This window comes from Nannocystis exedens (assembly GCF_002343915.1).
GTDB lineage: Bacteria > Myxococcota_A > Polyangia > Nannocystales > Nannocystaceae > Nannocystis > Nannocystis exedens.
In genome coordinates this window covers 264,726-284,033 of record NZ_NETK01000002.1, presented here as the reverse complement: position 1 = coordinate 284,033, position 19,308 = coordinate 264,726, and the positions used below count along the sequence as shown (strand labels likewise).

Genomic DNA, 19,308 nt, shown 5'->3' with positions numbered 1-19,308 from the left:
TCCCTTCTTTCCTGTGCGATCCGCCATGTTTCGAAACACCTCCTCCATCCCTCTCCTCCTCGCCGCCCTGCTCGCGCCCGCCTGCGTCGAGGAGGTCACGGTGCCCGAGGCGCCGGCCGCCGAGCCCGTCGAGCTCGGCGACGAGCGGCGCGTCGAGCTGCGGTTCCTCCGCCTCGACGCCAAGGACTTCGTGCAGGAGCTGTCGCTCGAGGACATCAAGCAGCGGTTCCCGGAGAAGATCTTGCGCGAGACCTGGCTGCTCGACATGGACCTCGAGCCGCTGATCCGCAACGCCCTGCTGACGCTGATCGCCACCCCCGAGGCCGACGTCCCGCACCTTCCGCGCAGCGCCCAGAACATGTGGAAGCTGCTCAACATGACCGCCAAGTCGACCAGCCTCGACGGCACCTCGCTGGCGCCGCTGATCGGCGTCGGCGAGGCAGTCGGCCTCGGCCCGGCGACCATCCTCGCCGACCTGATCGCCGTCGATCCCAACGAGCCGATCATCACCGTCGACCTGACCACCCGCGCCGTCATCGACAACGTCGTCAGCACCCACCCGAACGCCCAGTTCCGCCCCGGCCCGGTCGACGCCGAGCACCCCGACGGCAAGTACCCGGTCGCGCCGGGCAGCCTGCCGGTCAGCCTGTGGGACGTCGTCACCGACTTCGCCGAGATGCCGGTGCGCTTCGGCCCGGCCGAGGCCGCCGACCCCGACGACCCCGATCACCCCGGCTTCATCGGCGGCGCCTTCAAGTTCAAGGCGACCACGCCCGACTTCAAGATGGTCGTCAAGGTCGACCTCAACGCCCTGCCGTACAAGGGCCTCGACCTGACCGACGGCACCGTCGCCAACGTCAACAGCACCAAGAGCCAGATCCTGAGCGCCTTCGACTTCACCAGCGAGGACTGGATGAACATCGAGGGCCTCGTGCCCGCGCTGGTCGTCGAGGAGATGACGATGACCATCGACGAGGACAAGGAGTTCGTCGCCAGCGGCACCAGCCCCGATCCTGCCCCGCTCGGCGACTCGGCGGTGTGGCAAAAGCCGCGCTGGCTGTTCGAGCGCCTGATCGCCGAGGTCGCGGTCGCCCGCGCCGGCAGCATCCCGGCCCACTGCACCGAGTACGGCCCCAAGGGTCAGGTCGACCCGCCGTTCATCGCCGTGCAGGCGTGCATCGGCCAGGGCGCCTTCGTCGACGGCGTGTTCGACCCCGACGCCGCCGCCCCCGAGTCGTGGACCTCGATCGCCATCGACGACAGCGTCCTGCTCGACTCGCCGCCGCCGCCGCCGTCGTACTTCTGGGACGTCCTGCTCGAGGTGGCCCAGGTCCGGCTGCACGACGGCGGCCTCGGCGAGGGCGAGGGCGACATCAGCTTCACGCTGAAGCAGGTCCCGGTCGGCACCACGGTCGACGACCTGGTCGCCCAGATCAAGACCAACATCCAGAAGAACCCGGCCGCGCTGTCGGCCATCGCCGAGCTGCTCAACGAGAACACCGAGGGCCGGGCCGACTTCTACTACTACGTCCCGAAGGCCGACAACCCGCCCGAGCTGCGGGGCGACTGGCTGTACTTCGTCACCGCCGCCGACATCGAGAACGACGCCGACGGCGAGCCCGTGCGGCCCTACGGCTACAAGAAGCCCGGGTTTTTCCGCGACGCCAAGCTGACCGACAAGGCCTCCGAGGTCGTCGCCATCGACGGCGACACCAGCCACGAGAAGGTCAAGATCGCCGCCGGCGACGTCCTCTACATGCTGGACGACGAGCAGCGGCTGTTCAAGCTCGTCGTCGAGGACAAGCCCGCCCCGCACAGCATCGCCCTGACCGTCACGCGCTCCCGCTGAAACCTGTCCTCAAGGCCAGCCTTCCATGACCACGCGTCGCCGCCTCGCCCTCGCCACGTCCGTCGTCACGGCCCTCCTCGGGCCGGTCGGCTGCATCGACGAAGTCGCCGTCCCCGCGGCCGAGGTCCCGACCGAGGCGCCGGTCGGCCAGCCGAAGCGGGTCGTGCTGCGCTCGCTCCGCTTCGAGGTCGACGACTTCGAGCAGGCCGTCACCCTCGAGCAGATGCGCAAGCTGCCGCGCAAGGTGCTCGACGACCTGTGGCTGCTCGACTACGACCTGACCGAGTCGGTCACCGTCGTGCTCGACGAGCTGCGCGCGCTGCCGCCGGAGGAGGCCGACGCGCTGGCGCCCGCGGCCCAGAACCTGCGCCGGCTGCTCAACATGAACCCCGACAACGTCGACCTCGAGGGCACCAAGCTCGAGGAGCTGATCGCCCTGTCGGCGTCGGTCGGCGTGCCGCCGGCGCGGGCCCTGGCCGCGCTCATGCAGATCGGCGTCACCGACGACGCCATCCCGCCGAAGGTCGTCTCCGAGACCTTCCTCGACGAGCTGCTCGGCTCGCACCCGGCCGCGCAGACGCGCAAGGGCACGGTCGACGCCGACCACCCCGACGGCCTGTGGCCGATCGCCCCGCGCGCCCTGCCGATCACCCTCGGCGACATCGTCTACGCGTTCGAGAGCCTGCCCGACCGGTTCGGCCCGGCCTCGCTCGACCCCGACGATCCCAACGCGCTCGTCCACCCCGGCTTCGTCCTCGCCGCCTCCGGCATCACCGAGGACGCGTTCACCATGTACGTGCGCGTCAACCTCAACGCCCTGCCGTACAAGGGCGTCGACCTCACCACCAACTACGTCGCCAGCGTCAACAGCACCGCCAGCCAGATCCACGAGGTCTTCGACTTCTCCGACCCCGACTGGATCCGCGTCGAGGGTCTGTCGGAGAACCTCACGATCTCGGAGATGACCGTGCGCGTGCTCGAGCACGACACCTTCGTCCCCGGCGGCGACAGCCGCGAGCCGCTGCCGACCGGCAACTCGCCGGCCTGGGACCTGCCGCCGTGGCTGTTCGAGCGCCTGATCGCCGAGATGGCCCGCCGGCGCACCGTCGAGGGCATCGGCCCGCACTGCGACGAGTACAAGCTCGGCACCGACGTCGTCGCCTTCGAGGCCTGCGTCGACGCGACCGGCTGGACCGAGATGACGACCTTCACCGACGTCGGCAACCCGCCGCCGCCGGCCTACCTCTGGGACCTGCTCAGCGAGGTCGCGCAGATCCGGCTGCACGACGGCGGGCTGGCCGAGGGCGACGCCGACGTCGAGTTCACGCTGCGCGACATCGTCATCCCGCTCGATCAGGCGACCATCGTCGAGCAGATCAAGGCCAACCTCGAGCGCAACCCCGAGGCGCTGATCGGCATCACCGAGCAGCTCAACGACAACGCCGACGGCGACGCCGACTTCTACTACTTCAAGCCCGCCCCGACGGCCGGCGGCGAGGGCGGCGACTACCTGTTCTTCGTCACCGAGGCCGACCTGCGCAAGGACGCCGACGGCCTGCCGGCGCGCCCCTACGAGTACGAGCGGCCCGGCTTTTTCGCCGACCCCGAGCTGACCGACAAGGTCTCGTCGAAGGCCGACATCGACGGCGACACCAGCCACGAGAAGGTCCGCGTCGCCCCGGGCGACGTGCTCTACGTCGAGGACGACGACCGCCGCCGCTACCGGCTCACCGTGCTCGACAAGCCGAGCGCCAACAACCTCGCCCTCGAGATCACCCGCACCCGTTGACGCGCCCCGCTTCACCTGCGCTTTCGGACCTGCCCCTTCGGACCTGGCCTTCAGTACCTGGCCTTTCGCACCTGTCCCCTGCACCCGCCCCCCAGCCACCCGCCATGCGTCTCCTCTCCCTCCGCGCCCTCGTCCCCGCCTGCGCCCTGTTCGCCCTCGCCGTCCCCGGGAGCGCCCGCGCGTCCGGCCTCGACGCGCCGATCGTCACCAGCGGGCAGTCGCACCCGACCGCGCGCGACGCCGCGGCGGTCTACTGGAACCCGGCCAACCTCGGCTACCTGAAGAAGGGCGAGGTGCTGGCGGGCGTCGGGCTCATCGTCGGCGACATCCGCTACGACCGCGAGCGCACCGGCACCTACCAGACCCCCGACACCCTGCAGTTCAACGCCCCGATCGACCCGGCCTACATCGACGCGATGAAGACCGGGCCGAGCGACCAGGTCAAGGCCAACCCGGTCGCGCCGAGCGGCAACTTCTTCTTCGCCTACCCGGTCGTCAAGGATCGCTTGACCCTCGGCCTCGGCATCTACGTCCCGTTCGCGGCCGCGCTCAAGTTCCCCAAGACCGGTGCGCAGCGGTGGCAGGCCCAGCAGGCGTTCATCGCCACCTCGCAGATCCACCTCGGCGCCGGCGTGCGGATCAACGACTTCGTCTCGCTCGGGGCCGGCGTCGCCTACGTGCTCGGGTTCGCCGAGCTGAGCAAGCTGCAGGACTTCGCCGGCGTGCAGGAGTTCGCCGACGGCCTCAACACCCTCGGCCAGAAGAACTCGTTCGGGCCCGAGGCGCCGACCGAGGTGCGCGAGCTCGACGTGCTGTCGCGCCCGTTCTCGCTCAAGCGGGCGATCGCCCACGGCGTCACCTTCAACGTCGGCGTCACCGTCAATCCGACCAAGCGCTTCAACATCGCCCTCACCTACTTCCACAGCACGGCGATGCGCTACCGCGGCAAGTTCGCGGTCGACCTCAACGACCCGTTCTTCACCCAGGACCTGGCCGCGCAGGGCCTGCAGTTCAAGCCGCTGGTCCGCGGCGACGCCACGCTGGAGTACACCCTGCCCAAGCGGATCACCCTCGGCCTCGGCTACGACATCGGCGAGCGCTGGCGCGTCGACGGCTTCGTGCAGTACGTCCGCTACTCCGAGCTCGACGCCTTCCGCGTCACCGCCAGCTCGCCGGACCTGGCCCAGCCGAAGCTCGGCATCGGCGACACGCTGGCGGTCAACCTGCCGCGCCTGTGGAAGGACACGATCTGGGTCGAGGCCAGCGGCCGCTTCCGGGCCACGGAGCGGATCCTCGTCAGCGCCACGCTCGGCTACCAGTCGCCGGCCTCGCCCGAGAAGACCATCGACACCGCCTCGCCCGACGGTCAGCGCATCATCGGAGCGCTCGGCGGCGTGCTCGACGTGAGCCCGCGCGTGTCGCTCCTCGCCGACGCGCGCTTCCAGGGGATCGCCCCGCGCGAGGTGCGGGGCTCCGACTACGACCTCGGCAACGGCACCTATCGCCTGTTCATCGCCGCGATCGCCGGTCATTTGCGGGCGCGCTTCTGAGCCGCCGGCGATTCCCCGCATGCCCCCAAGGACCTGCTTCTCGGGACAGCTGGGCCACGCGCCCGCCGCGTCGGCGAGCGCCCCCGCCGCCGCCCGGGACGCCTACAGGCGCCGTCCTTGACAGCCGTCCGGCGCGGCTCGTAGCGTGATCGACGAGGGGGTCGCGTGTCGCAGAGACATGGCGGGGCTTCTGCGCAGACTGCTTGAGAAGCCGAAGTTCGCGGACGAAGAGCTGGCCCGGATCGCCGGTGTCCTGCACACGATCCTCGTCATCAGCATCGCCATCTGCGCCGTCTCCGGCGTCCTGCAGGTGCTGTACCTCACCGACAGCGCCGCCGCGCTGATCATCTACCCCGGCCTCGGCCTGCTGAGCTTCGGCCTGCTGGTGCTCGTGCGTCGCGGCTGGCTGCGGCTCGCCGGCGCGATCTTCCTCGGCCTCTTGTGGCTCGCCGTCACCTTCGGCTCGCTGACCCATGGCGCCGTGCGCAGCCCGAGCATCGGCGGCTACATGCTGGTCGTCATCGTCGCCACCCTGCTGTTCCGCCAGGTGTGGATGCTCGTGTTCATCGGCCTCAGCGCCGCCGCGATCACCGGCTTCCTCGTGCTCGAGCAGATGGGCGTCGTCGTCCCGCAGCTCACCCCCGACACCCCCGAGCTGGCCTTCATCGCCCACCTGATCCACTTCAGCGCCGGCGGCGTGTTCCTGTCGATGGCCGTCAAGGGCCTGCGCAACGCGCTCGACCGGGCTCGCGCCGGCGAGCTGCGCTCGGCCGCGCTGCTGCTCGAGGCCCAGAGCGCGCGGCGCTACGCCGACAACATCCTCGCCTCGATGGCCGAGTCGCTGATCGTCCTCGACGCGCAGGGCACCGTGCAGACCGTCAACCGCGCCACTTTGCAGCTGCTCGGCGCCCCGCCCGAGCAATTGCTCGGCAAGCCGTTCACCGCCATCCTCCCCAGCTTCCGCGCCGCCAAGAACGGCGGCCGCGGCACCCGCGAGGGCCCCGCGCTGGTCGAACGCGCCTATCACACGCCCGACGGCCGCGACATCCCGGTGCTGTTCGCCCGCTCCGACCTGTTCGACGACGACGGCACCCCGCTCGGGGCCGTCTGCGTCGCCTCCGACATCACCCACCTCAAGCGCGCCGAGGCCTCGCTGCGCGAGGCCAAGGAGCTGGCCGAGGAGGCCAACCTGGCCAAGAGCCGCTTCCTCGCCAACATGTCGCACGAGCTGCGCACCCCGCTGAACGCCGTCATCGGCTACGCGGAGATGCTCATGGAGGAGGCCGACGAGCGCGGCCTCGACGACGGCATCGACGAGCTGCGCAAGATCCAGTTCGCCGGCAAGCACCTGCTGGGCCTCATCTCCGACATCCTCGACCTGTCGAAGATCGAGGCCGGGCGCATGGACATCCACCTCGAGACCTTCGACGTCGCCGACATGGTCGGGGCCGTGCTCGACACCGTGCGGCCGCAGCTCGACAAGGGCGGCAACAAGCTCGAGGTCGTGTGCCCGCGCGACATCGGCTTTGTCCACGCCGACCTGACCAAGACGCGGCAGATCCTCATCAACCTGCTGAGCAACGCGGCGAAGTTCACCGACAAGGGCGTCGTTCGTCTCACCGTCGCGCGGATCGGCGTGGAGCCGCCGCGCATGCTGCAGTTCATCGTCGCCGACACCGGCATCGGCATGACGCAAAAGCAGCTCGCGCAGCTGTTCCAGGCCTTCACCCAGGGCGACAGCGGCACCGCCCGCAGGTTCGGCGGCACGGGCCTGGGGCTGGCGATCTCCAAGGCCTTCTGCGACATGCTCGGCGGCAGCATCGAGGTGACGTCGCAGCTCGGCGCCGGATCGGCGTTCACCGTGCGCCTGCCGTACATGGATCCGCGCGAGCTGTCGACCAGCCGCCGCGGCGGGCCGGCCGAGGTCGTCGCCGCCGCCCGTGCGGCCGCGATGCGTGCGGGCCTCGTCGACGCTGCGAACGCTGACCTGCCCGATCAGCCATCCCCTGAGAACCTCGCCACGCGCCGCCGGTGATTTCCGCGCCGTCCGCCGAAGGTGCGCTTGACCGCGCCCGCGGCCCTGGTAGGTTGATTTCGAGCCGATGACGTCGCCTGCGCTCCAACGGCTCCGCCGCCTGTTCGAGGGCCCGCGGTTCGCGGACGAGGAGCGCACGCGCGTCGCCGGCATCGTCCACCTCGCGCTCCTCGTCGCCACCTCGGTCGGCATGGTCGGCGTGGTCGTGCAGGTCGTGATGGTCACCCGCGGCGCCGCCTTCTCGCCGCTCGACCTGCTGTTCCCCGCGCTCAGCCTCGGCCTGCTCGCGCTGCTGCACCGCGGCCACGTCTACTTCGCCGGCTACGCGCTCCTCGGCCTCGCGGGCAGCACCATGGTCGCGCACGCGGCCTACACCGGCGGCCTGCGCAGCTCGGCGCTGGGCGGCCTCATTCTCCTCGTCATCGTCGGCATGTTGTTGTTCGGCCGGCGCACCTTGCTGGCGATCCTCGGCCTCTGCCTCGCCTCGCTGGTCGGGCTCTACTTCGCCGAGGTCGGCGGCATGTTGCCGGCCGACGCGGTCCTCGAGGACGGCCCGCGCGCGTACCTGTCGCGCATGCTGCACCTCGCGGCCGCCGGCGTGTTCCTCTCGCTCGCCGTCCACAGCCTGCAGGACGCGCTCGGGCGGGCGCGGGCCGGCGAGCTGCGAGCCGAGCAGATCCTGGGCGAGGCCCAGCGCGCGCGCCGTTACGCCGACAACATCCTCGCCTCGATGGCGGAGTCGTTGGTCGTGGTCGACGCCGAGGGCCGGATCCAGACGGTCAACCGCGCCACCTTGAAGCTGCTCGACGTCCTGCCCGAGCAGCTGCTCGGTCGCCCCTTCGCCGAGCTCCTGGCCGACTACGCGTCCGAGCTGCCGCTGCCGCACGAGCCGCAGCAGGGCCTCGTCGAGCGCGTCTACCGGTCCCCGGGCGGCCGCGAGATCCCGGTGCTGTACGCCCGCTCCGAGCTGCGTGACGACCGCGGCGAGCCGATCGGGGCCGTCTGCGTCGCCTCCGACATCACCCACCTCAAGCGCGCCGAGGGCTCGCTGCGCGAGGCCAAGCAGATGGCCGAGGAGGCCAACCTGGCCAAGAGCCGGTTCCTCGCCAACATGTCGCACGAGCTGCGGACCCCGCTCAACGCCGTCATCGGCTACGCCGAGATGCTCATGGAGGAGTCCGAGGAGCGCGGCCTGCAGGGCTCGGTCGACGAGCTGCGCAAGATCCAGTTCGCCGGCAAGCACTTGCTCGGCCTGATCTCCGACATCCTCGACCTGTCGAAGATCGAGGCCGGCCGCATGGACGTCCACCTCGAGACCTTCGACGTCGCCGACATGGTCGAGGCCGTGCTCGGCACGATCCGCCCGCTCGCCGACCGCGGGCACAACCGCCTCGTCGTCGTCTGCCCCGCCAGCATCGGCTTCATCCACGCCGACCTCACCAAGACGCGGCAGATCCTGCTCAACCTCCTCAGCAACGCTGTCAAGTTCACCGACCACGGAGAGATCCGCCTCACCGCCAGCAAGACCCTGCGCGACGGCACCCCGGCGATCCAGTTCATCGTCGCCGACAGCGGCATCGGCATGACCCAGCAGCAGCTCGGAAAGCTGTTCCAGGCCTTCTCGCAGGGCGACAGCGCGACGGCGCGGCGGTTCGGCGGCACCGGCCTCGGCCTGGCGATCTCCAAGGCGTTCTGCGACATGCTCGGCGGCACCATCGAGGTCAAGTCGCAGCTCGGCGTCGGCACCATGTTCACCGTGCGCCTGCCCTACAGCGACCCGCACGAGCTGTCGCTGTCCCGCCGCTCCGGCAGCTTCTCGCGCACCGTCGCCGAGGCCGCCCGCGCCGCCGCCGCCCGCGCCGCCCAGCTCAAGGTCTGAGGGTCTGTCTTTCGGGACAGGTGCCAGGCGCCCGCGGGCCGCAGCTCGCCACGCCACTCCGGGCTGATCGCCGTCCTGCCGGCTCGAGCACAGCCGCCTCGGCGCCCGCGCCATTCTGCGGCGAGCGCCTGACCAGCGACAGGTTTTGCGCGCGCCGCGCCGCTCAGGGCGCTTGCTTCTCTGTCTCGGAGGACATGCCCTTCGCGTCCTGTCCCATCGCACAGGCGCGGACGAGCGCGATCAGCTCGCCGACCAGCACCGGGCTGTCGGCCAGGTCGGGGTTGGCCTGCATGTGCGCCGACAGGCCGACCGCAGCGCCGCCGCCGACGATGACCTTGCGCAGGTGGGCGTCGTCGACGCTGGCCTGCCAGGCCCTGTCGCCGAAGTCGCGCGGGCGCGGCGACAGGGCCCGCCCCGCCGGCCCGTCGCCGCGGCCGTGGGGGCCGTGGCAGTTGGCGCAGCGGCTGTCGAACAGCTGGCGGGCCGCGCGGACCAGCTCCGGGTCACCGGGCTTGAGCTCGACGCGCGGCTCGCAACCGGCGGGCGCCAGCAGCAGCGCCAGCGCGGCCGTCAGGCCTCGTCGGTCCATCGCCGGCCCGCCTTGGTGTCGCCGCGGCGCTGCTTCGCGGCCAGGCGGCGCTCCACCGAACCGCGCGTCGGTCGGGTCGGCCGCCGCGGCCGCGGCTGGCGCTGGGCCGCCTCGAGCAGCACGCGCAGCTTGGCCAGCGCGTCCTCGAGGTTGCGGCCCTGGTCGCGCGTGCGCTCCGACGTGATCACCAGCTCGTCGTTGCCGACCAGCCGGGTCTTGGCCAGCGCGCGCAGGCGGGCACCTGTCTGTTCGGTCAGCCCCTCGATGCACGCGATCGCCACCCGCAGCTCGACCTTCGACGCCACCTTGTTGACGTTCTGCCCGCCCGGCCCGCCCGAGCGCACGGCCTTCCAGCGCAGCGCCCACACGGGCACCCGCAGTCCAGGCTCGGCGATGAGCGGCCCCTCGATCACGCGCGGAGGGTGAACGATCGCCGGCCCCCGCGCAAGCTCCCGCGCGGTCGCCTCAGCGGAGTCTCCTCAGACCGCAACCGCGCCCCGGTTCGCTCGTTCCGCGCGGTCCAGCCCCGGCCCGCCCGCGCCGCCGGCGAGCCCGACGCACCGCGATCGGCTGCCCCTTCAGACATGTCCGAATCGCCATCTCACCGCCACGCCCGCCGCCCCGGCCCACGCTCGCGCCCGACGCCTCGGTTCGCAAGCCGAGCGCTGGCTCCCACGCGACGATGCGTCGAAGGCCCGTCCGCGCGGAGTGACGGACCGTCCAGGACCTCCCTTGCGCCGCACGCTTTCGCCGGCCCGTCCGCGTCCGTGACCTCGTGGACTTCCCGTCCGCCGAGGCCGACCGGTCGGCACGACGAGGGCCACCGCGGAGCGCCGCCGATGCAGGCGGCCTCGCCCGCTTGGACTCCCCCGTCGCTCACTCGCCGGAGCGGAGCGCCTCTTCGGCCCGCTCACGCAGCGCCAGCGCCACCACCTCGGGCGCGAGCGCGGCGGCAGCGAGCAGACACTCGGCCGCCTCCGAACCGCGACCTGCGGCCCTCAGCGCTTCCCCGGCGCGGGCCAGCGCCTCGCGGCGACCGACGACGTCCTCCACGGGCAGCAGCCCCGCCGCGTCGCGGTACAGCTCCGCCGCGCGGCGGAACGCCAGCGCCTCGGCCGCGTGCTGGGCGGCCACGCGGGTGACCTCGGCCGCGCGCACGCGATCGCCGGCGGCGCGGAGGTGGTCGGCCAGCAGCTCGGGCGGCACGCCGGCGCGGCCGAACAGCTGCTCGGCGATCTGGCCGTGAATCGCCCGCGCCTTCTCGTCGCTCACCCCGGCCAGCACCGCCAGGCGGATCCGGTCGTGATACGCCTCGACCAGCTCGCCGCGCGGCGACTTGCTGACGCGCACCAGGTGAGCCGCGCGCAGCTGCTGCAGCTCGCGCCGGCCGCCGCCGGACAGCGCCGACGCGATCTCGAGCTCGAGCGGGCGTCCGGCCACGATCACCGTCGCCAGCATCCCGCGGGCCGCCGGCGGCAGCCGTCCGACGCGCTCGGCCACCATCGCCTCGAGCCGCACGTCGCTGAGGGATGTCTCACCGACCATGGTCGTTCGGACATGGTGGGCCAGCTCGCGGACGAACAGCGGCACCCCGCCGGACTCGCCGGCGATCGCCGCCGCGCGGGCCTGCAGCTCGTCGGCCTCGAGCTCGCACGGCCCGCGGCGCAGCAGCACCTCGGCCAGCGTCGTCGCCTCGTGCAGGCGGAGCGGCTCGAGCCCCAGCTCGAGCACCGGCCCGTTCGCGCGCAGGCGCTCGACCAGGGTCGTCAGGTCGACGCTCGGCAGCGCCTCGCCCTCGCTGGCCGCGAGCACCACCAGGCAGCGCGGCGCGTCGGGCCCGCGCAGCAGCTCGACCAGCAGCGACGCGCTGTCGCTGTCGCCCCACTGCACGTCGTCGACCACCACCAGCAGCGGGAACCGGTCGGCGATCCTTCGGAACATGTCGCGAAGGACAGCCGACGCGTGGCGCAGCGACGCCGCGTCGACGTCGCCCGGCGGACCGGGCGGGCACGCCTCGGCGATCGACACCACGCGGCGGAGCACCGGGAACAGGCGGGCCACCGCGGCGATGTCCGGCGGCACCAGCGTCGCCAGCTCGGCCGGCCCGACGCCGAGGAGCAGCCCCGTGAGCGCGTCGATGACGCTGTCGAACGCGTTGAACGGCACCTGCTCGCGCTCGTAGCAGCGGCCCGCGAGCACCACCGCCGGCATCTCCAGCCCGACCGCGCCGGCCTGCGCCGCCTCGGCGAAGGCCCGCAGCAGCGCCGACTTGCCGAGGCCCGATCGGCCGCGCAGCAGCGTCACCACCGCGCGCTTGCGGCTCTCCATCAGCGCCGCGCCGATGGCCGCGAACGGCACCTCGCGACCGATCAGCCCACCGGGCGGGACCATCGACGCGTGGCCGCGGTGATTCGGCGGCACGTGCGCTCGCGGGAGACGAGGACTGTCGGCCTCGCGGAGCAGCGCAGCGATCTCCGCCCCGCCGGCGCGACGGTTCGGCTCACGCTCCAGGAGCGCCGCGCACAGCGCCGCAAGCGGCGGTTCTGCCGCGTCGCCGAGCGCCGGCGGCGCCACGCGCTCGCACTTGTCGCGCAGGACCTCGTGCATCGGACCCGCGAACGGCAGCTCGCCCGTCAGCGCCTCGAACAGCATCACACCGACCGAGTACCAGTCGCACGCCGGCGTCGGCGCTGCCCCGTACACGTGCTCCGGGGCCATGTAGGCCGGTGTTCCGACCACTTCGACGCCGCGGCCCGCGGTCAGCTCGTGGACCAGACCGAAGTCGAGGATCACGACACGGCCTTCGCGGGTCACCAGCACGTTTGACGGTTTGATGTCGCGGTGGAGCTTGCCGGCCGCGTGCAGGGCTTCGAGGCCCGCGGCCAGCTGCGCGAGGCACGCTCGCAGGCGTGCGGGGTGCTGGCGCACGTACGTCAGGAAATCGACCCCGTCGACCAACTCCATCGTCAAAAACGCCTGATCGCCGCGGACCACGAGGTGGTGGAGGAGCGACAGGTTCGGGTGCGAAATGTCGGCCAGGGCGCGGAATTCCAGCTTGAAACGGTAGAGAGCGGCCGGTTCGAAGCCGCGGAGGACCTTGAGCGCCACCGTCTCGCCGTCGCGTCCGACCGCCTCGAACACCGCTCCCGTGCCGCCGCGGCCGATCATTCGCCGCAGGGTGTAGCCGCCGAGGGTCGGCGCGCCGTCGAAGGTCCCGAACAGGCGCGCGCGCACGGACGACTTGATCTGCTGGATCTCCAGCCCGGGCGCGAACACGCGAGCGGCTTGGATCTGCTCGCCCAGCGTGTCTGCGCCCGACCTACCCTGCTGCACGGCCCACCTTACCATGGCTTCAACTCGGGCGGTGGCGGTGATAGAAATGATCGCGTAGCCACGTGGCGACGGATTTCGAGCTCCTGGATGCCTGGCGGACCGGCGACCGAGAGGCCGGCAACGCGCTGTTCGAGCGTCACTTCGACGCCGTCTGTCGCTTCTTCGCCAACAAGGTCACGCACGGCGTCGACGACTTGATCCAGAAGACCTTCCTGGGCTGCGTCGAGGCGCGCGACCGGTTCCAGAAGCAGTCGAGCTTCCGCACCTATTTGTTCGCGGTGGCCCACAACATCTTGCGGGCGCACTTCCGGGAGCGGCGGCGCGAGGGCCTGGCCTCCGACCTCAGCGAGACGTCGACCGACGAGCTCACGCCGTCGCCGAGCGCCGTGTTCGCGGCGCACGAGGAGCAGCGGCTGTTGCTCGAGGCGCTGCGGCGGATCCCGCTCGACTATCAATTGGTCCTGGAGCTCTATTACTGGGAGGACATGGCCGCGCCCGAGCTCGCGCAGGTGCTGGCCATCCCCGAGGGCACGGTGCGCAGCCGGTTGCGCCGCGCCAAGGAAGCGCTGGCCGACAAGATGAGCAGTCTGGCGCGGACCCCCGAGCTGTTGCGCGCGACCTTCAGCGATCTCGACGGCTGGGTCCGATCGTTGCGCGCGCAGTTGTCGGGCGAGTGACCCGCGGCGGTCCGGAGTTCGTTCGCCTCGGCGCCCTCGAGCGTGCGGGCCAGTGGTCGCGCGGCGGTCGTTCGCGACGGCCCGATCCAGGTGGCACCGGAGGCGGATTCACGAGGCATGTTGGAGGTGGCAGGTTCGCCGCGACGACGCGGAGCTCCCCCGGTCCACGCGTGTTGGCCAGGTATTCCGGCCAGTTCTTCATCCTGAGGGGTTTTCAGAAGAAAGTGGGATCGACCCGATCGCCACCCGCACTACCAGGACCGATCGACGGGGCAGCGGGCCCCATACGCGCTTCGGCCTTCGGGCCTGAACTCATCACCTTCGAGTCACTCACGCGGAACCTGGTATGCAGCTCGATAGCACCCATCCAAGCACTGTGGACACTGCCGCTCGCGGCGCAGCCAACTCATGGTCCAAGAGCCAACCCGAGGTCGACGCCAAGGAGACGCGGTCCGTGTCCATGGTGTCGGTCCTGACGGAGTTGGTCCACGGCTACCGACGTCCGGCCGTCGTGCTCACCGAGCAGGGGGCCATCCTCTGTATGAACGCCCCGGCGATGCGCGCCCTCGATCGCAAGCCGGGCGATCCGGAGCCGGCCGCCCCGGCTGACCCGAAGGACTGGCCGCGCCGCGCGACCATCCAGACCGACGGTCAGGTCTACACCCTGGCGATCCCGGACATGGCCATGGAGACCCAGAGCTCCGCGCCCGAGCCGCAGCTCCCGCCGCGCCTCGCCAAGATCGCCCGCCTCGTCATCTCGGGTTGCACCGACAAGCAGATCGCCACCCGCACCGGCCTGTCGTTCAGCACCGTGCGGACCTACGTGCGCCAGATCTACCGCCGGATCGGCGTCCACAGCCGCGTCGAGCTGGTCCACGCCACCAACCCGCACAGCATGACCCGCGGCCTCGACTGAGGCGCGGTCCCCCCGCGTGAGCGAAGAGCCAGGTACCGAAGACCAGGTACCCAAAGCCAGGTGCTGACGACCAGTGCCTTCAGAACAGGAACGGAGGGCCATGTCCCTCCGTTCCTGCGTTAAAAGCGTGCTTGATGGGCCGCCGCCGCGGCGACGCGGGAGCGCCCCTCGCCCCGCGGCGCCGGGCTTGCGCGCCGACGCGCTCGTGAGCCCGCCGGCGTCGGGCTCGTCCGCCCTGAGGCAGCGTCGCGACGCGGCCTCAGACGTCGAGCGCGTCGGCCTCGGCCGCGCGGTCCATGATGAACGAGTAGCGCGCGCCGGCGTCCTTGCCCATCAGGCTGCTGATCGTCTGATCGGTCTGCAGCTCGTCGCGGATCTTGACCTGGATCAGCGAGCGCTTCTTCGGGTCGAGCGTCGTGTCGCGCAGCGTCTCGGGCATCATCTCGCCGAGGCCCTTGAAGCGCTGGATCTCCGGCTTGCCGCGGCCCTTGTCGGCCAGGATCCGCTGCAGGTGGGCGTCGTCGGCGGCCCACAGCGTCTCCTTGCCGATGTCGACGCGGTACAGCGGCGGCTGGGCCAGGTACACGTGGCCGCTGCGGATCAGCTCGCGCATGTGGCGGTAGAAGAAGGTGAGGAGCAGCGTGGCGATGTGATGGCCGTCGGAGTCGGCGTCCATCAGCAGGATGACCTTGCCGTAGCGGAGCTGCTCGATGTTGACGTCCTTGCCGACGCCGCAGCCGAGCACCTTGACGATGTTGCCGAGCTCCTCGTTCTCCAGCACCTTGGCCAGGCTGGCCTGCTCGGTGTTCAGCACCTTGCCGCGCAGCGGCAAGATCGCCTGCGTCTTGCGGTTACGGCCCATCTTGGCCGAGCCGCCTGCGGAGTCGCCCTCGACGATGAACAGCTCGCACTTGGCGGCGTCGCGCTCGGAGCAGTCGGCCAGCTTGCCCGGCAGGCCGAGGCGCACGCCGCCGGGGCCCTTGCGCGAGACCTGCTGGCTGGCCGCGCGGGAGGCCGCCCGCGCGCGCGCCGAGGCGATCACGCGGGCGACGATCGCCTCGGCGGTGCTGCGGTTCTCGTGCAGCCACTGCTCGAGCGCCGGCCGGATCGCGCCCTCGACCTGCGACGCGACCTCCGGGTTGTTGAGGCGGTTCTTGGTCTGGCTCTGGAACTGGGGCTCGAGCACGTAGGTGCTGAGGATCGCGACCATGCCCTCGCGGATGTCTTCGAGGCCGATCGACAGGCCCTTCGGCTCGAGCTTGTGCGTCTGCATGTACGCGCGGATGCCCTTGCCGAGCGCCGCCCGCAGGCCCTGCTCGTGGGTGCCGCCGTCGGGCGTCGGCACGCCGTTGACGAACGAGTGCATCGCGTCGTCGGTGCCCTCGGTCCAGGCGAACGCGACCTCGAGCTTCGGGTCCTCGGCGCGGTCGAGGTAGAAGATACCGGGGTGCACCGCCGGCTTGGCGCGCACCTCGATCAACTTCTTCAGGTACTCCGACACGCCCTCGGCGTGGTGGAAGGTCTCGGTCTTGCCCGCCGCCTCGTCGACAAACACGATCTTGAGCCCCTTGTGCAGGTAGCTCTTGGCCTCGAGGCGGTCGCGGATGACCACCGCGTCGAAGGCGGTCGCCTTGCCGAAGATCTGCGGATCCGGCCGCAGATAGACCGCGGTGCCCGATCCACGGGCGTTGCCGAGCTTGCGCAGCTTGCCGTCGGGCACGCCGCGGACGAACTCGATCTCCCACATCGACCCGTCGCGCCAGACCTTGGCGACGAGCTGCTCCGACAGCGCGTTGGCGACCGCCGCGCCGACGCCGTGGAGGCCGCCGGAGTGCTTGTAGCTCTGGCCGTCGAACTTGCCGCCGGCGCCGAGCTTCGTATACACCGCGACGATCGCCGGCACCTTCAGCGTCGGGTGGAGGTCGACCGGGATCCCGCGGCCGTTGTCGGTCACGCTGACGCCCTTGCCGTCCTTGTCGAGCTTGACCTCGATCTGGCTGGCGTGGCCGTTGATGACCTCGTCGACCGCGTTGTCGAGGATCTCCCACAGCAGGTGGTGGAGGCCGTCCTTGCTGACGCCGCCGATGTACATGCCGGGGCGCTTGCGGACGTGGTCCACGCCCTCGAGCACCTGGATCGAAGACGCGTCGTAGTTGGTTGCCTTGGCCATCGCTAACGTCCTCCCCCGCTACGCCTTCTTGGTCTGCTTCTTCGCCGCCTCGGCCGCCTCGAGGTCGGGCAGCGCCGGCTCGGGCAGGACGATGCGCTTGACCGCCCCGCGCTTCCACAGCTCCGCCCCCTTGCCGCCGCGAGCCGTCGCCTTGACCGCGCCCGGGCCGACCTTCATCGACCCGCCGGTGGCCTTCTCGACCTCGACCGTCGCGGCGGCTGGGAACGCCCCTGCGACCTCGTCGCCGTCGTCGAGCTTGATCAGGATGACGCCGAGGCCCGGCCCCGACAGCAGGCTGACCTCCTGCGCCGTGCAGCACAGAAGCCGCCCCGACCGCGTCAGCGCGCACACCTCGTCCTCGGCGTAGACCTTGAACACCGCGACGAACTCGTCGCCCTCGCGCAGCTTGCCGAACATGCGCCCGCGCGTGGTGCTGACCTCGCGGTGCGGCCACAGCGTGAACCGCAGCGCCATGCCCGAGCGCGTCACCGCCAGCATGTGCGGGTACGGCTCCTCGTACTCCTCGCCGAGCTCCGGCTTCGGCATGCCGAACTCCGGCATCACCCGCGGGTCGGTGCCGACGGCCGCGACCAGGCGCTCGCCGTCCTTGAACTTGAACAGCTGCTGCACCGGCGTGCCGTGGCCGGTCGACTGCGGCACGTCGTTGATCCGGACGTTGTAGGCCGAGCCCTTGTTGGTCAGCAGGATCACCGACTCGGTCGTGCTGCCGCCGACCAGCGCCAGCGCCTCGTCGCCCTCGCGCATGCGCGTGCTCGCGAGGTTGATGGTCCGCTGGCGCTTGATCCACCCGTCGCGGGTGACCAGCACGATCGCGTCCTCCTTGACGATGAAGCTCTCGGCCGTGAACTCCTCGGTCACGTCCTCGTCGGAGATCCGGGTCCGCCGCGGCTCGGCGTACTCCTCGGCCAGCGCCTCGAGCTCGCCCCGGATCTCGGCCCACAGCTTCTCGGGGCTCTTGAGGATCGCCTCGATCTTGCGCGCCGCCTTGCGCTTCTCCTCGAGCTCCTCGCGGATCTTCTGGATCTCGAGCTTGGCCAGGCGATAGAGCCGCGTCTCGAGGATCGCGTCGGTCTGGACCTCGTCGAGGCCGAACGCCTTCATCAGCTTCTGCCCGGCGTCGGTGCGGCCGTCGCTGCGGCGGATGATCTTGATCGCCTCGTCGAGCGCGTCGAAGATCTTCTCGAAGCCCTCGAGGATGTGGATCCGCTCGCGCAGCTTGCGGAGGTCGTACTCGAAGCGGCGGCGGACGGTCTCCTGGCGGTACAGCAGGAACTGCTCGAGGATCGCCGCCAGGCCCAGGCGATCGGGGCGGCCGACGTCCGCGCCCGCGATCGGCACCAGGCAGGTGAAGTCGTACTTCACCGTGACCTGGAGGCGCGTGTGCTTGAACAGGTAGGCCATGATGAGCTCGGGCTCGGCCCCCGACTTGCGGCTGACCTCGAGCTCGATGTGGACGTCGCGCGTGCTCAGGTCCTGCACGCCGACCAGCTGCGGCAGCTTCTTGGCGGCGATGATCTCGCCGATCTCCTCGACCAGCGCCGACTTCTCGATCCCGTACGGCACCGAGGTGATGACGATGAAGGTCGACTTGTCCTCCTCGCGGACCTTCCACTCGCCCTGCAGCTTGCACGAGCCCTTGCCCTCCTCGTACAGCTCGGCCAGCTCCTTGCGGGTCGCGACCAGGCGCCCGCCGGTCGGGAAGTCGGGGCCCTTGATCGCCTTGAGCGCGACCTTGAGCGCCTCCTTGCGCCGCTTCTCGGCCGCCGCCTCGTCCTCGCGCGCGGGCGGCAGGTGGGGGATGAGCGCGATCGCGGCGCGCACCACCTCGCCGAGGTTGTGCGGCGGCACGTTGGTCGCCATGCCGACGGCGATGCCCGTGCTGCCGTTGACCAGCAGGTGCGGGAAGCGGGCCGGCAGCGTGATCGGCTCCTTGCCGGTGCCGTCGTAGGTCGGCCGGAAGTCGACTGTCTCTCGGGTCAGCTCGGTGAGCAGCTCCGACGCGACCTTCGTGAGGCGGGCCTCCGTGTAGCGGTAGGCCGCCGGCGAGTCGCCGTCGATCGAGCCGAAGTTGCCCATGCCGTCGACCAGCGGCGCGCGCATGACCCAGTCCTGGGCCAGGCGGACCATCGCCTCGTAGACCGCGGTGTCGCCGTGCGGGTGGTACTTGCCGATGACGTCGCCGACGACCTTCGCGCTCTTGCGGTGGCGGGCGTCGTGGGTGAGGCCCAGGTCGGCGAACATCGTGTAGATGATGCGGCGCTGGACCGGCTTGAGGCCGTCGCGGACGTCCGGCAGGGCGCGCGAGGTGATCACGCTGAGCGCGTAGTTGAGGTACTTGCGCCGGGCCTCCTCGGCGAGGTCGCCGGGCGTGACGGGGATCGGGCCGCCGCCCTCGTCGTCGTCGTGCGTGCGCGTCGCCTTGCGGCGGCCGCGGCTGGAGGGCCCTTCTTCGTCAGACGTCCGGACAGTCATCCTGCGCTCCCGAGGTTGGTCGCGCCGG

Annotated in this window: 12 protein-coding genes; 7 read left to right on the top strand and 5 right to left on the bottom strand. The window is 71.1% G+C overall.

Features of this window, described 5'->3' with window-relative positions:
• The first annotated feature begins 25 nt into the window (after positions 1–25).
• The 5 genes from NAEX_RS45135 (at position 26) to NAEX_RS45115 (ending at position 9,102) form a co-directional block, all read left to right on the top strand.
• Entirely contained in the window at positions 26–1,849 is a 1,824-nt protein-coding gene (locus NAEX_RS45135) for an acetyltransferase (RefSeq protein WP_096334124.1), read from the top strand.
• 25 nt (positions 1,850–1,874) lie between these two features.
• Entirely contained in the window at positions 1,875–3,638 is a 1,764-nt protein-coding gene (locus NAEX_RS45130; RefSeq protein ID WP_096334123.1) for an acetyltransferase, read from the top strand.
• A 104-nt stretch (positions 3,639–3,742) separates the two neighbouring features.
• The gene (locus NAEX_RS45125; RefSeq protein WP_096334122.1) at positions 3,743–5,188 is read left to right on the top strand and encodes an OmpP1/FadL family transporter; all 1,446 of its coding nucleotides are present in this window, start codon (positions 3,743–3,745) and stop codon (positions 5,186–5,188) included.
• Positions 5,189–5,366: 178 nt separating this feature from the next.
• The gene (locus NAEX_RS45120; protein ID WP_096334121.1) at positions 5,367–7,223 is read left to right on the top strand and encodes a PAS domain-containing sensor histidine kinase; all 1,857 of its coding nucleotides are present in this window, start codon (positions 5,367–5,369) and stop codon (positions 7,221–7,223) included.
• A 67-nt stretch (positions 7,224–7,290) separates the two neighbouring features.
• Positions 7,291–9,102: an ATP-binding protein gene (locus NAEX_RS45115; protein ID WP_096334120.1), complete on the top strand. Its 1,812-nt coding sequence runs from the start codon at positions 7,291–7,293 to the stop codon at positions 9,100–9,102.
• 163 nt (positions 9,103–9,265) lie between these two features.
• On the opposite strand, the gene NAEX_RS45110 is transcribed toward NAEX_RS45115, so the two are convergent.
• From NAEX_RS45110 to NAEX_RS45100, 3 genes are all read right to left on the bottom strand, one after another.
• Positions 9,266–9,691 (bottom strand): c-type cytochrome, encoded by a 426-nt coding sequence (locus NAEX_RS45110; protein ID WP_096334119.1) that lies wholly within the window; start codon positions 9,689–9,691, stop codon positions 9,266–9,268.
• Positions 9,673–10,104, bottom strand: a complete 432-nt coding sequence (gene arfB / locus NAEX_RS45105) for an alternative ribosome rescue aminoacyl-tRNA hydrolase ArfB (RefSeq protein ID WP_245914008.1) — start codon at positions 10,102–10,104, stop codon at positions 9,673–9,675. Before arfB ends, NAEX_RS45110 begins: the two co-directional genes overlap by 19 nt.
• Positions 10,105–10,567: 463 nt before the next feature.
• Positions 10,568–13,039, bottom strand: a complete 2,472-nt coding sequence (locus NAEX_RS45100; protein WP_096334118.1) for a serine/threonine-protein kinase — start codon at positions 13,037–13,039, stop codon at positions 10,568–10,570.
• A 47-nt stretch (positions 13,040–13,086) separates the two neighbouring features.
• Here NAEX_RS45100 and NAEX_RS45095 point away from each other — a divergent pair, with 47 nt between their 5' ends.
• Both NAEX_RS45095 and NAEX_RS45090 read left to right on the top strand, forming a co-directional pair.
• Positions 13,087–13,701, top strand: coding sequence for an RNA polymerase sigma factor (locus NAEX_RS45095; RefSeq protein WP_096334117.1), 615 nt, complete (start codon positions 13,087–13,089; stop codon positions 13,699–13,701).
• Positions 13,702–14,161: 460 nt separating this feature from the next.
• Complete coding sequence (locus NAEX_RS45090; RefSeq protein ID WP_245914033.1) at positions 14,162–14,617, top strand: helix-turn-helix domain-containing protein; 456 nt, start codon at positions 14,162–14,164, stop codon at positions 14,615–14,617.
• A gap of 259 nt (positions 14,618–14,876) precedes the next feature.
• Here NAEX_RS45090 and NAEX_RS45085 read toward each other — a convergent pair whose 3' ends face one another.
• A complete protein-coding gene (locus NAEX_RS45085) occupies positions 14,877–16,787 on the bottom strand; it encodes a DNA gyrase/topoisomerase IV subunit B (RefSeq protein WP_096334115.1) in 1,911 nt (636 codons plus the stop codon).
• Positions 16,788–16,805: 18 nt separating this feature from the next.
• The gene (locus NAEX_RS45080; RefSeq protein ID WP_096334114.1) at positions 16,806–19,280 is read right to left on the bottom strand and encodes a DNA gyrase/topoisomerase IV subunit A; all 2,475 of its coding nucleotides are present in this window, start codon (positions 19,278–19,280) and stop codon (positions 16,806–16,808) included.
• Positions 19,281–19,308 lie beyond the last annotated feature (28 nt).

What these genes read in the sequence shown, in the direction of transcription:
- NAEX_RS45135 (WP_096334124.1), top strand. Translation starts at nt 26, where the DNA reads ATGTTTCGAAACACCTCCTCCATCCCTCTCCTCCTCGCCGCCCTGCTC.
- NAEX_RS45130 (WP_096334123.1), top strand. Translation starts at nt 1,875, where the DNA reads ATGACCACGCGTCGCCGCCTCGCCCTCGCCACGTCCGTCGTCACGGCC.
- NAEX_RS45125 (WP_096334122.1), top strand. Translation starts at nt 3,743, where the DNA reads ATGCGTCTCCTCTCCCTCCGCGCCCTCGTCCCCGCCTGCGCCCTGTTC.
- NAEX_RS45120 (WP_096334121.1), top strand. Translation starts at nt 5,367, where the DNA reads ATGGCGGGGCTTCTGCGCAGACTGCTTGAGAAGCCGAAGTTCGCGGAC.
- NAEX_RS45115 (WP_096334120.1), top strand. Translation starts at nt 7,291, where the DNA reads ATGACGTCGCCTGCGCTCCAACGGCTCCGCCGCCTGTTCGAGGGCCCG.
- NAEX_RS45110 (WP_096334119.1), bottom strand. Translation starts at nt 9,691, where the DNA reads ATGGACCGACGAGGCCTGACGGCCGCGCTGGCGCTGCTGCTGGCGCCC.
- NAEX_RS45100 (WP_096334118.1), bottom strand. Translation starts at nt 13,039, where the DNA reads ATGGTAAGGTGGGCCGTGCAGCAGGGTAGGTCGGGCGCAGACACGCTG.
- NAEX_RS45090 (WP_245914033.1), top strand. Translation starts at nt 14,162, where the DNA reads ATGGTGTCGGTCCTGACGGAGTTGGTCCACGGCTACCGACGTCCGGCC.
- NAEX_RS45085 (WP_096334115.1), bottom strand. Translation starts at nt 16,787, where the DNA reads ATGGCCAAGGCAACCAACTACGACGCGTCTTCGATCCAGGTGCTCGAG.
- NAEX_RS45080 (WP_096334114.1), bottom strand. Translation starts at nt 19,280, where the DNA reads ATGACTGTCCGGACGTCTGACGAAGAAGGGCCCTCCAGCCGCGGCCGC.